Below are 11576 nucleotides of genomic sequence, written 5' to 3'. Positions count from 1 at the left end.
TTATTGACGGCGGTTCTTCAGTTTTCCCTTGGAGACTATTGTAATGAAAACAAACCCGAACCGATACTGAATTTTCTCCTGAAAATATTCAGCGCCTTGAGAAACGCCCTGCTTCAGTCCAGCTTTCAAGGGACTGACCGCGCTTTCATCCCATTCCGACAGTCGCCTAGGGGAGGGCCTTGACCCGCTCCCGGGCGTATTTCACAAAATCATCCTCGTTACTGCCGGACAAGGCCAAAAAGCGCTCAAAAGCGGTTTTGGCGCCGGGGGTATCCCGGGCCGTATCCAGCGCCACACCCAACGCATAGTAGGCATCGGTAAAATCGGGGTTGTACTGAATGGCCTGCCGGTAACTCTGGGCGGCCAGTGACGGTTTTTTCTGCCCATCCAGAATGAGGCCCTTGTAATAGTGGGCCATGGCGTCCTTGCCGTTTTTGGCCAAAGCCTGATCCACCAGCGCCAAGGCCTGCGGATACCGTTGCTGATTGTAGGCCTCAATGGCCTTTTCCAAATCCTGAGAGGCGGCCTGCTGCTCAATGGAAGTCAGCGCCTGTTTGGCCTCCGGGTAGCCGGGTTTCAGGCTCAAGGCCTTCTGGTAGGCGGCCTGAGCCTTGGCTAAATCCTTCTTCTGATGATAAGCCGTGCCCAGATAGTAGGCGTAATCCGGCTCCCTGGCGTCCTGAGCCATAGCCTTCTGGTACTCGGCAATGGCGGCGTCCAGCTCGCCCGCGGATTGCAAACTGATACCATAGGCGGCGTGGATCTCCGGGGTATCATCAAAGCTCAGGGCCTTTTGGAACAGCGGCAGGGCCTCTTTGGACTTGCCCTGCTGCTGCAGTTGCACGGCCTGTTGATAGGCCTCGTATCCCAACCCTTGTCGGGCCGATTGGGCCAGTTGCTTAAACGTTTCGTTGGCCGGGTCCAGAGCCTGTGCTTTTTGGAAGGCATCGGCGCTGAGATCAGGCTTGCCCTGCGTTTGATAAATGGCCCCTAAATTGGCCCAGGTGCCCGCCAGCTTGGGATCCAGCTTTAAAGCCCGCTGATAGAAAAACGCGGCGTTGTCCAAGTCCTTGCGGTTATGAAACTCTTCCCCAATTTGCGCTTGCACGGTGGCGTTCCCGGGGAAACGATCGGCGTATTGTTTGAGGCCTGCGGCCAAACGGGCCGGATCGCTTTGTTGCTTGATGAGGGCCAGCAGTTTTTCCTGAGCCGGTGCGTAGTTGGGATCGATGGTCAGCACCTGGTTGTAGCCCTGAATGGCCCCGTCCACATTGCCGGATTCCTGAAAGACAGTGGCCTTGTAAAAGCTGGCCAGCAAATTGCGGGGGTCCACCTGTAACACGGTGTTGTAGGCGCTTAAGGCCTTTTGATAATCCTTTTGCTGCTGAAACAGGGTGCCCATGTTCAGCCGAATCATTTTTTTGACTTCAAACGGGGTGTTGCGATCCATCTCCGCGAAATGCTCGGCGGCGTTGTACTGCTGATAGGCCTGCTCGAACTGCTTCTTTTTCTGGAAAACACTGCCCAGGTTGGCGTGACCCAACACACTGTTGGGGTTGAATTTAATCTCGTTCTGCCAGATTTTTTCCAGCATGTTCAGGGCGCTGACATTGGTGGGATCGATGGTCAGGGCCTTGTCAAAGTTGACCACGGCCTTGTCGATTTCTCCGGTTTTATACTGGGCGTTGCCCAGTTGCACCAGCGTATCGGCCTGAGAGATGCCTGCCACGGCCTTGGCCCCGCCGGGACTGGCCACATCATTCACCACCAGCGCGTAATATTTTTTGGATTTTTCCGGCAGGTTGACCACCGTAAACAAGTCGCCCAGCGCCTTGGCCGCCACCGCATCCTTCTTGTCCACTTCCAGGGTCAGCTCGTATTCCACAATGGCTTCCGGGAATTTACCCTGTAGGCGCAGTTGCTTGGCCATTTCCAAATGCTTGTTTTTATCCGAGCCGTTAATGCCCAGATTGCGATAGGCGATGTTTAGATTCTCTTTGGCCACTTGCCGGTTTTTTTCGTGCAGGGGCTTGCGCTCGGCCCCCTCCGGCCATGCGGAATTAAGGTAAAAATAGGCCTTGCGAAAATCATTCAGGGCGTTTTGATCCTGCCGCAACTTGTCGTGGAAATAGTTGCCCCGCTTGATGTAGACCACGGCCAGATTGTTGTAAACCACTGGGAGGCTGGGCTCGGGGGCCACGGTCAGGGCCCGTTCAAAGGCTTCAATGGCCTGCGTCAGCTGGCCCTTGTTGAAGGCATCACTGCCCTGCTGGGAAAACTGGGCGTATTCATCCAGATTGCCGGTGCTGCTGTAATCATCCGGCGGGGTGTAGGAAGGCGGCACCGCAGGCTGGGCAAAAGCCCCACCCGAAGTGGAAAGCAGGGGCACCCCCATCATGGCGGCCAACAGGGCCAGACACAGCAGACGCTTGGTCACAGCGGGCGTTCGTACAAAGAACATCATCATCAAAAGCAGCCTCTCTAACAGGACAAGCCAGCCGAAGCAAGCGGACAAAGCCTATTATATAACAGCGAGGCCCTTCCCATCATTGTCCATCAGGACAAGCCTGCCCGAAGCGGATTCCCAAAAAGCGGGGCGTATCCGACCGGAAGCATCAACATCCGGCCCCAACCCAAAGCGCTGGTTAGTGTCCCGAATCCGCGTTCGGCACCGACAGCAAGGCCTCCACCTGATGCGCCAGGGCCACATCCAGGGCGCTGACCCCATTGAGGGTATGCGTCCAGTAGCGAATGACCAGAGTTTTCCAGTTCAGTTGCAAATCGGGGTGATGATCGGCGGCCTCGGCATGGCGGGCCACGGCGTTCAGGGTCTCCAGCGCCTGCAGGTAATTGGCCCCCACGTATACCCGCTGCAAGGCATTCTGATGATATTGCCAGTGGGGCAACGTTTGCAGGGCGGCTTCAATTTCAGCCGGACTGAGGGCCTGAGTGGTATTGGGATGACCGGGCATGACCAAGCTCCTTTTCTGCCGATTGAATAATGGGTGAGGCGGCTTCACCCCAAAAAGTGTTCGCTAGAGATTGTCCAGGGACTTGTAGGCAGAGGCCCGCACATCGTAGCGAAAAACCTGCAAGGTCTCAGACCCCGCCTTCAGGGCAATATCGGCCCAGCCCCGGTTGCGGGTGGGCAGCAAGGCGATTTGACGCCCTCGCCCAAAGAAAATTTCCCGACCGTTTTTGACAATGGAAATATCCAGCAGCCCATCGGACTGCTTGGCGTTCTGAATAATTTCCTCGCTGACCCCGTCCTGATCCAGATCCACTTGTCTCACGGCGAAAGGATTCTCCTCCCGCTCAGCAGAAGGGTTTCCCCCGGGCACTGGCGGGGCGGAGCTGGCCACCACCACTTCCCTTGGAATGGGCACCGGACGGGCCACTTTTTCAAGTTGAACCGGATTTTTCAAATCAATGCGGGGACTCTCGGAGGCCTTCTTTTCCACCGATACCGATTGGGCCGAGGTGTCCGCATCCCGCAAATCGTCGTCCAGCGGCTCCAAAAACCGCTCTGAGGTACCTTCACTTCGCCCGCCGGAGCCCAGAATGCGGGCAAACACGTTGACCTTCGCTCCCGGCTGCAACATGCGGGTTTCCCCGGTCAGATTATCATGCTCATAGCGCACCCCGGGCTTATCCTCACTGGACCATGTATCAAAGCGAAAATACAACTGGTACATCACCGCCATGGCCACCAAAATTCCGATCAGCATGGGCATACCAGTTTACCTCTCAATCTCTCCGCCATGTCATCCTTCAATTATTATATGCCAAGGCTCAGGCAATTCAAACGGGGAGACTCAAACCGGCTGCAGTCGAGCTGGCCCCGGCTCCTGAGAGTGTAGTCCACCGGCCCGTTTGCATCCCCGCACCGGCTGTACTATGCTGGGTCAACCTGCCAAACTGTGCCAAGAACGGGAGACCCAGACGTGATGAATACCTTCATTTTGCCGGTGCTGCTGATAACCATTTTCACACTGGGCGGCTGTGGCCAGCTCCCGGCCGCCTCCCCCTCGGCCACCCCGAGCAGCGCATCAAGCGCCGCCCCCCAAGCGGGCTCCCGCGGCCAGCAACTTTTCATCACCCACTGCGCCAGTTGCCACCAGGGCATGGGCCAAACGCCCAGCCCCAATGCCGTCGTCCTGAATTCCAGAACATTGGCCGCGGAAAGCGATTTCAAAACCCTGCTCCGCAAGCCCTTTTCTCCCATGATGCCTGCCTTTGGGCCGGAGGCCCTGAGCGATGAGGACGTTCACGCCCTTTACGGCTACCTGCGGGACACTCAAGGCAAAGCGGCCACTGAGTAGCCAGCAAGGCAGCGAGCCGGAAAAAGCGTCCCGGGTAATAACGTTAGAAGAGGCAGCCCCATGGGTAACACGGAAACCAGCGTCAAGGCCATCCCCAGCGCAGAAGCTCGTTGTGTGCCTCAGGCCAGCTCATAAAAGGCAGGGGGATACCCGGCGTCCTGACCGCTTGCAGCACCCCCGCCCGTAGGGGAGGATGAAGGAACGCCGGTCGATTGATCTCCGTCAACTGCGGGGCGTTCAGGGTTCGAATGAGCCGTTCGCCGCCGGGAAAGGGGAATGAACGGCAGCGAAAAACCGGCGTCTGGTTCCATGCTGGATGGTACCGGGCGGGACGGAATGGGCCTGCTGGTCACCGCCGTGTCAGGAGAGTCCGGCAATTCCCCTTCCTCGTACTCTGACGATTCGGACGGAGTGGCGTCCATGGGCATGGGGCGCTCGCCCGCCCGGGCCAGTTCCAGTAAGGCCACCAGCCCGTGGGAATGGTGAAATTCACCGGTGTCGGGATGCTGATAAAAAAAGTTCAAGGGCACGCCTTGATTGGTCCCGGGGGGTTCGTCCGGCGGGTAGGGCGGGGGCGAAGGCGGGAGGGTGGAAGGCGGGAGGGTAGAAGGAGAGATAGTCAAAGCCGGGGGACCGCTGGCTGGCTCATCGCCAGAATGGGCAGGCTGGCTATGATCCCGTCGCCCAAACCGCAGGGCCACGGGCCGTGCTGCCATATTGCCGAGTGCTTGCATGTCGAAAGTCTGTCCTTTGCTTAACACAATTGCCGACGGAGGGTCGATAGGAACGAGCCTAGCCTAGCACAGCTCATAGGCCGGGGAGACGACGCCCGTTCCTGTGTCGTTCAGGATTACCACCCCATTCGGAATGCTCGCGTTACGCACCAGCGCTTCCAGCCGGGCCCGCAAGGTCGCCCGCGCGTCAGGAGCGGTGTTCCCTTCAGCCGCATTTCTATCCGCGGGCATGTGGACAAAACGATCCTCAAACAGGTTGCGAGCCAGCCCTTCCGTCTCCGGTTCGTTTAAGCGGGATCGCCGATTCTCCGCACGGCGGGGGGAAGCGTCCGGGGGAACCAAAGCCCCGTGATCCTTTCGACCAAACCGGAGCGCGGAGGAAAAGGTAAGGGGGCTACTGAGGGTATTCATACAAAAAACGGTCCTGAAAATTATGGGCAAACGACAAAAAATAGACGCTTTAATCAACGCTGTATTAAAAAAGTTTCTCCAGCCTGAAAATTGCGTCCGTTCCCGCAGGCTAGTTCGGTGTTAGGCCGCTGAGGCCGGAATCACTTCCAGTTGCAGGGTGACATGGGACAGGCCGAATTGCTCCTTCAGGGCGTTTTGCACCCGATTGAGAGTCTCCCCGCTGTAGGCGTCCGCCGAGACTTCGATGTGAGCGGCCAGCAGCATGCGCTGCATGTTGATGTTCCACACGTGCAAATTATGGACGGACTGCACGCCCTCAAACGACAGAATCGCCGTGCGCACTTCCTCAATATCGATGTGACTGGGGCAGCTCTCCAGCAGCACATTGACCGAATCCCGCAGCAGACCCCAGGCGCTGAACAAAATCAGCAGGGCAATCAGGCAGCTCATCACCGGATCGGCCCAACGCCAGTCAAAGGCCCAAATCAGCCCACCGGCAATCATGGCCCCCACCGAGCCCAGTAAATCGCCCAGCACATGGAGGTAAGCGCCCTTGATGTTCAGGTTGTGATCGTGATCGGCGTGCAGCAACTTGGCCGAAATCATGTTGACGATCAAGCCACCCAGCGCCACCCACAGCATCAGGCTGGCCTTGATGGGTTCCGGATGTGAGAAACGCTCGTAGCCCTCCCATAAAATAAACAGTCCCATGCCCACCAGCAGCAGGGCGTTGGCGAAGGCGGCCAGAATTTCCACCCGCTGGTAGCCAAAGGTACGATGCCGGGGGGCCGGACGATGGGACAACCAGGCCGCGAACAGGGACAGGCCAATGGCCGCCGAGTCGGCGAACATATGAAACCCATCGGCCAGCAGGGCCAGACTGCCGGACAGGATGCCGCCCGCCACTTCCACCATCAGGTACAAAAAGGTGAGCGCAAACACCCAGCGCAGAATCTTAAAGTGCCGCTCGGACAGGATCACCCCCAAATGGTGGCTGTGCCCGTGATGGTGCCCATGATCGTGGTGTCCGTGATGTTCGTGTCCATGACGATCATGCGCATGAGGGCCATGGGCCTGATCCGGGGCCTTGTGGCTGTGATCAGGGCCGTGGGGCGGGTTTTTCTCATCATCGGGGTGATGATGGTGGTGTCCTTGACAGGAATGGGTCATGCGGGCGGTCTAGTCCAATGTTAGGGGCCGATTTTTGGGGCATAAGAAATCAAAATTATGCAAAACTTTCAATCACCTTCTTGATGCGCTCGAAGGCCCAGTTCAGATCGGCTTCGCTGACCACCAGCGGCGGGGCAAAGCGGATGACGAAATCGTGGGTTTCCTTGCACAACACGCCTTCGGCTTTCAGGGCTTCGCAGAAGGGGCGGGCCTTGGTGGTCAACTCGATGCCAATCAGCAGGCCCCGACCCCGAACTTCCTTGATGTGAGGGCTGTGAATGGTTTTCAGCTGGTTCAGGAATTTTTCGCCCAGGGTGGCGGAACGCTCCACCAGATTCTCCTCCCGAATGACATCCAGCGCGGTGCGGGCCACGGCGCACCCCAGGGGGTTTCCGCCATAAGTACTGCCGTGATCGCCGGGGTTGAACACGCCCATCACTTCATCGTTGGCCATCACTGCAGACACCGGATAGAAGCCACCGGAGAGGGCCTTGCCCACCACGATCACATCGGGCTGAATGCCCTCGTGCTGGAAGGCAAACATTTTGCCGGTACGCCCCAGACCCGTCTGAATTTCATCGGCGATAAACAGCACGTTGTTTTGCTGGCACAGCTCGGCCACCTGCTTGAGGTAACCGGCATGCGGGATCAAAATGCCCGCTTCGGCCTGAATGGGTTCCATAAACACGGCGCAGGTGTTGGGAGTGATGGCCTGTTTGACCGCCTCCACGTCATCGTAGGGCACGATTTTAAAGCCGGGAGTAAAGGGCCCAAAGCCATCCTTGTACTGGGCTTCCGTGGAGAAGCTGATGATGCTGATGGTGCGTCCGTGGAAGTTGTTCTCGAACACGATGATCTCGGCCTGATTCTCCGGGATGCCTTTGACCTTGTAGCCCCACTTGCGGGCCATTTTAATGGCCGTCTCGCAGGCTTCCGCCCCGGAGTTCATGGGCAAGGCCCGGCTGAGGCCGGAAATTTCGTGCAGGGCCTGATACAACAAGGGCAATTGGTTGTTGCGAAAGGCCCGGGAGGTCAGGGTGACTTTCTCGGCCTGCTCTTTCAGGGTGTTCAGGATGCGGGGGTGGCAATGCCCCTGATTCAGCGCCGAATACGAACTGAGGCAATCCAGGTATTTCTTGCCTTCCACGTCGTACACCCAACTGCCTTCGGCATGCTCAATAACCAGATCCAGCGGATGATAGTTATGCGCACCGTACTGGTCTTCCAGTTGAATGTAGTCCTGAGTGCTGAGGGGGCGGGTGGCGTTCACGGTCATGTTCATCTCTCCCAAACAATTGAATCGGATGCTGATAGTTCTTACAAGGCTTTCTGGTTTCTGGTTCGTGCTATTTCTTTTCTTTGCCCAGATTGCCGGCGATTTTGGTGGCCTCTTCCACGGCACGGGCCAGTACAGAGCGAATTTTACCGTCTTCCATGGTCAACAAGGCCCCAATGGTGCAACCGGCTGGGGTGGTCACGTCATCCCGCAGGGCCGCCGGGTGCCGACCGGATTGCTGCACCATGGTGGCAGCGCCCAACAGAGTTTGGGCCACAATGCGCAGGGCGGCATCCCGAGGGAGTCCTACCCGCACCCCGCCATCGGCCAGGGCTTCCATAATGAGAAAAACATAAGCGGGGCCACTCCCGGCCAGGCTGGTCACGGCGTTGAAGTGGGTTTCATCCAGGGGCATACAGACGCCCACCGCTTCAAAAATCTGCTGGGCTATGGCCAAATGGGCTTCCGTGGCATGGGTGCCGCCGCAAATGGTGGTCATGGCCTGCCCCACCGTACAGGGGGTGTTAGTCATGGCCCGAATCACCGGGTTTTGAGTGCCCAAGGCGCTTTCCATGGTTTCAATGGCGGCCCCGGCCACAATGGAGATAATCAGGGTATCCGGCTTCAGGCCACCGGCTTTCAGCTTTTCCAGAACGCCTTTAATGCCAGTGGGCTTGACGCACAGCAACAGCACGTCGGTATCGGCCAACTGGTCGCTGTAATTGGAGAAGGCGGGAATTTGCAACGTCTCCCGGATTTTTTGGCAGGAGGCTTCCGTCTTGGCCGCCGCCCACAGGGTTCGGGGGGTGACCATGGCCTTGCGCAGGAGTCCCTGAATGAGGGCCTGTCCCATCACCCCGGCCCCGATGACGCCCAGCTTGTTAAAATTGGCTTTGCCAGCACCGGCTTGCTGTCTGGCCTGTTCTTTACCCATGATTCAAACCCGCCTTACCGATTGTGTCTGTTGATCGTCTTTGCCTCCATTGTACGAGAGTCCCTGCCAACTTGAAAGGGGGGCCGCCCCTTGACTCCCCTTCTGCTTGATTTAATATAGAATCCACGCAATCCCCTCAGATTCAAAGGAAACTCTTCTCATGGCAAAAAAAGGCGAAGGTTGCGCTCACATCACGCTGAAAAGCACCGAGAGCGACCACGAATACCACACCATTAAAAACAAGCGCAGCAACCCGGAGCGGATGGAAATCAAAAAATACGATCCCACCCTGCGTCGCCACGTTGCCTACAAAGAGAGCAAAAGCAGCAAGTAAACCGGCCGCTTGAGCGCCTCCTCCTCAGATTTAAAAGCCTGATCCTTGCGGTCAGGCTTTTTTAGTCAGCATTGGCATCCGGCACCACGGTCACTCCCACGCAGGTGGGAATCTGCAGGAGGGAATCTATTGTCTTATGATTCTTTCCTTCTATTCAAGGGGGCTTTGCCCCCTGCACACCCCCACTGGAGGGGGACCAGAGTCCACTGCCAGCGCTGTCCCCCCTCCAGACCTCCCCATGCAGCCCGCTCAAATCCGGTGACATCGACCTCTTGAGAAGCCACGCTCACTTTTATCACGTGCCCTTTATCATTCCCGCTTCAGTTTCTCCTCTCTGCCTGCCTTTGTCATTCCCGCGGAGGCGGGAATGATAAATATTACGACAACAAATAGTGTGACAGGGGACAATGATCGAAAACCTTTTTTGAAGAAGATAATCACTTTTTGAAGGGCCGATTAAGCCTCCGCAAAAAAAGAGAGAGGCCACAACAGCCTTCTCTCTCTTTATAATGATTTTTTGACTGAGCTTACAGCAAATGCTCCAGAGCGGGCTTCAGCTCGGGGTAGCGGAACTCGTAACCGCTGCCCAGCAAGGCCACCGGCTGTACCCGCTGACTGGAAAGCAACAGCGCATCAGCCATTTCCCCCAGCAGGGCTTTCACGGCAAAGGCCGGAGCAGGGGGCGTCCAGTAGTGCATGGGCAACATGGGGCAAATCAGCACCTTGCGCATGACATCGGTAAACTGGTGATTGGTCACCGGGTGGGGGGCCACCACGTTCACCGGGCCCTGCAAGTCCTCATGGCTCAGCATGTGGGCCAAAGCGCCCACCACGTCATCCAGCGCGATCCAGCTCATGTACTGCTTACCGTTATCCAAATCACCGGCCAGACCCAGCTTGAAAGGCCAGTACATAGCCTTCAGGGCACCGCCTTTGGGACTGAGGATAATACCAAAGCGGCTATTCACAACCCGAATGCCTTTATCCCGGGCCGGTTGGCAGGCGTCCTCCCACTGTTTGCAGGTGTCAGCCAAAAAGCCTTGCCCCTTGGCGCTGACATCGTTCAGGATCTCATCGCCCCGGTTGCCGTAAAACCCAATGGCAGAAGCGCAGATAAACACCTTGGGCGGATGTGCCAGCTTGGCCAGCGTTTCCGCCAGCAATTTGGTGCCTTGCACCCGGCTTTGCACGATTTTTTGCTTGCGCTCATCACTCCAGCGTCCCCCGGCAATGTTTTCACCCGCCAGGTGAATGACCGCGTCAATGCCTTCCAGGGCCTTGGGGTCCAGTTGACCGGCCTTGATGTCCCAAGTGATTTCAGGATCGCTGGTTAAGCCCTTGCGACGAACCAGTCGAATCGGCTGATACCCTTTGCGCTTGAGTTCGTGAATCAGCTCCGAACCCACCAGGCCGGACGCGCCCGATACCAAAACTTTCATGCCAAAACTCTCCGTAATAACAATTGCCTTTATATTGGTTCTATCATATAACACGGCGCGGCCATTCGTACCATTTTCTCTGCGCGCGGGCGGCACGGGTCTGACCGAAGCCCATTACCCATCCGTCACCCGCCCTGCGTCGCCACTCATCCGTAATTACTCATCCTTAACCAGCCGTCCTTAACCACCCGTCGGCGCGATGACAGTTTCGGCGCTTTGGGCGTATGATAGGAGGCGTTGATTTTGAGGGCATTTCTCAGCCAGGGGAGACACCAACGCCATGTCGCAAGCCAGCAGCCAACCACCCCGGAAGGTTAAAATCATGTTTGTGTGTATGGGCAATATTTGCCGCTCTCCCTCCGCGGAAGGGGTCTTTCACTATATGGTGCAGACCAGCGGCTTTCGGGATCACATCGAAGTGGCCTCCTCCGGCACGGATAATTACCACGTGGGCGCCCCTGCCGATGGACGCTCTCACGCCGCCGCCCTGAACCGGGGTATTGACCTGAGCAATCACCGGGCCCAGCAGTTTAAAAAGCATCATTTTGACGAGTACGACTACATTTTGGTGATGGACCGACTCAACCACGATCATGTCATGCGCATGTGTCCCCACGGGCACCAGGAGAAAGTGCATTACTTCCTTGATTTTGCGCCCCAACTCAATCTGCGGGAAGTGCCCGATCCCTATTACGGGGGTGCGGAAGGCTTTGATCGGGTGCTGGATTACATTGAGGCCGCCGCAGCTGGGCTGCTCTCGGAAATTCGGGATCGCCACCTTGACCCGGCCAATTTGCACCCGGAAATCAAGGCCTGAACCCGCACAGCCACATCGGTGCAATAACCGGAGTTCAATGTTTTGCCATTAACTGCGTGGGAAGGCCTGGAGGGGGGTTACAGGGGGCAAAGCCCCCTTGAGACAAAACCGCAATTCTTAAAAAAGACTTAAGTTCAGC

12 protein-coding genes are annotated in these 11576 nt (G+C 57.2%); 3 read left to right on the top strand and 9 right to left on the bottom strand.

The window, feature by feature from the left end; genetic code table 11:
• Positions 1-166 precede the first annotated feature (166 nt).
• The 3 genes from DF283_RS04855 to DF283_RS04845 form a co-directional block, all read right to left on the bottom strand.
• Positions 167-2467, bottom strand: coding sequence for a tetratricopeptide repeat protein (locus DF283_RS04855; protein ID WP_303673600.1), 2301 nt, complete (start codon positions 2465-2467; stop codon positions 167-169).
• A 178-nt stretch (positions 2468-2645) separates the two neighbouring features.
• Complete coding sequence (locus tag DF283_RS04850; protein WP_303673599.1) at positions 2646-2972, bottom strand: 4a-hydroxytetrahydrobiopterin dehydratase; 327 nt, start codon at positions 2970-2972, stop codon at positions 2646-2648.
• Between the two features lie 63 nt (positions 2973-3035).
• The gene (locus DF283_RS04845; protein WP_303673597.1) at positions 3036-3734 is read right to left on the bottom strand and encodes a hypothetical protein; all 699 of its coding nucleotides are present in this window, start codon (positions 3732-3734) and stop codon (positions 3036-3038) included.
• Between the two features lie 213 nt (positions 3735-3947).
• On the opposite strand from DF283_RS04845, the gene DF283_RS04840 reads away from it, so the two are divergent.
• The gene (locus DF283_RS04840) at positions 3948-4322 is read left to right on the top strand and encodes a c-type cytochrome (RefSeq protein WP_303673854.1); all 375 of its coding nucleotides are present in this window, start codon (positions 3948-3950) and stop codon (positions 4320-4322) included.
• A 119-nt stretch (positions 4323-4441) separates the two neighbouring features.
• On the opposite strand, the gene DF283_RS04835 is transcribed toward DF283_RS04840, so the two are convergent.
• The 5 genes from DF283_RS04835 to proC form a co-directional block, all read right to left on the bottom strand.
• Entirely contained in the window at positions 4442-5056 is a 615-nt protein-coding gene (locus DF283_RS04835; protein WP_303673596.1) for a hypothetical protein, read from the bottom strand.
• Positions 5057-5119: 63 nt separating this feature from the next.
• A complete protein-coding gene (locus DF283_RS04830; RefSeq protein ID WP_303673595.1) occupies positions 5120-5467 on the bottom strand; it encodes a hypothetical protein in 348 nt (115 codons plus the stop codon).
• A gap of 120 nt (positions 5468-5587) precedes the next feature.
• Positions 5588-6637 carry a cation diffusion facilitator family transporter gene (locus DF283_RS04825; protein WP_303673594.1) on the bottom strand — a complete coding sequence of 350 codons (1050 nt, stop codon included), beginning with the start codon at positions 6635-6637 and terminating at the stop codon, positions 5588-5590.
• A gap of 55 nt (positions 6638-6692) precedes the next feature.
• Positions 6693-7913, bottom strand: coding sequence for an ornithine--oxo-acid transaminase (gene rocD / locus DF283_RS04820; protein ID WP_303673592.1), 1221 nt, complete (start codon positions 7911-7913; stop codon positions 6693-6695).
• Positions 7914-7983: 70 nt separating this feature from the next.
• Positions 7984-8847, bottom strand: coding sequence for a pyrroline-5-carboxylate reductase (gene proC / locus DF283_RS04815; protein ID WP_303673590.1), 864 nt, complete (start codon positions 8845-8847; stop codon positions 7984-7986).
• Between the two features lie 160 nt (positions 8848-9007).
• On the opposite strand from proC, the gene rpmG reads away from it, so the two are divergent.
• A complete protein-coding gene (gene rpmG / locus DF283_RS04810; RefSeq protein WP_303673589.1) occupies positions 9008-9181 on the top strand; it encodes a 50S ribosomal protein L33 in 174 nt (57 codons plus the stop codon).
• A gap of 527 nt (positions 9182-9708) precedes the next feature.
• Here the strand turns inward: rpmG and DF283_RS04805 are convergent.
• A complete protein-coding gene (locus DF283_RS04805) occupies positions 9709-10620 on the bottom strand; it encodes a TIGR01777 family oxidoreductase (protein ID WP_303673588.1) in 912 nt (303 codons plus the stop codon).
• Positions 10621-10900: 280 nt separating this feature from the next.
• On the opposite strand from DF283_RS04805, the gene DF283_RS04800 reads away from it, so the two are divergent.
• Positions 10901-11437 (top strand): low molecular weight protein-tyrosine-phosphatase, encoded by a 537-nt coding sequence (locus DF283_RS04800; RefSeq protein WP_303673587.1) that lies wholly within the window; start codon positions 10901-10903, stop codon positions 11435-11437.
• The last annotated feature ends 139 nt before the right edge of the window (positions 11438-11576 follow it).

This window comes from Vampirovibrio chlorellavorus (genome assembly GCF_003149375.1).
Taxonomy (GTDB): Bacteria; Cyanobacteriota; Vampirovibrionia; order Vampirovibrionales; family Vampirovibrionaceae; genus Vampirovibrio; species Vampirovibrio chlorellavorus_B.
Note: the sequence above shows the minus strand (reverse complement) of the source record. Positions and strands in the feature narration are given on the sequence as shown.

Bases quoted from the DNA above. Each gene is read 5' to 3' on its own strand.
- DF283_RS04855 (WP_303673600.1), bottom strand. From the start codon at position 2,467: ATGATGATGTTCTTTGTACGAACGCCCGCTGTGACCAAGCGTCTGCTG.
- DF283_RS04850 (WP_303673599.1), bottom strand. From the start codon at position 2,972: ATGCCCGGTCATCCCAATACCACTCAGGCCCTCAGTCCGGCTGAAATT.
- DF283_RS04845 (WP_303673597.1), bottom strand. From the start codon at position 3,734: ATGCCCATGCTGATCGGAATTTTGGTGGCCATGGCGGTGATGTACCAG.
- DF283_RS04840 (WP_303673854.1), top strand. From the start codon at position 3,948: ATGAATACCTTCATTTTGCCGGTGCTGCTGATAACCATTTTCACACTG.
- DF283_RS04835 (WP_303673596.1), bottom strand. From the start codon at position 5,056: ATGCAAGCACTCGGCAATATGGCAGCACGGCCCGTGGCCCTGCGGTTT.
- DF283_RS04830 (WP_303673595.1), bottom strand. From the start codon at position 5,467: ATGAATACCCTCAGTAGCCCCCTTACCTTTTCCTCCGCGCTCCGGTTT.
- DF283_RS04825 (WP_303673594.1), bottom strand. From the start codon at position 6,637: ATGACCCATTCCTGTCAAGGACACCACCATCATCACCCCGATGATGAG.
- rocD (WP_303673592.1), bottom strand. From the start codon at position 7,913: ATGACCGTGAACGCCACCCGCCCCCTCAGCACTCAGGACTACATTCAA.
- proC (WP_303673590.1), bottom strand. From the start codon at position 8,847: ATGGGTAAAGAACAGGCCAGACAGCAAGCCGGTGCTGGCAAAGCCAAT.
- rpmG (WP_303673589.1), top strand. From the start codon at position 9,008: ATGGCAAAAAAAGGCGAAGGTTGCGCTCACATCACGCTGAAAAGCACC.
- DF283_RS04805 (WP_303673588.1), bottom strand. From the start codon at position 10,620: ATGAAAGTTTTGGTATCGGGCGCGTCCGGCCTGGTGGGTTCGGAGCTG.
- DF283_RS04800 (WP_303673587.1), top strand. From the start codon at position 10,901: ATGTCGCAAGCCAGCAGCCAACCACCCCGGAAGGTTAAAATCATGTTT.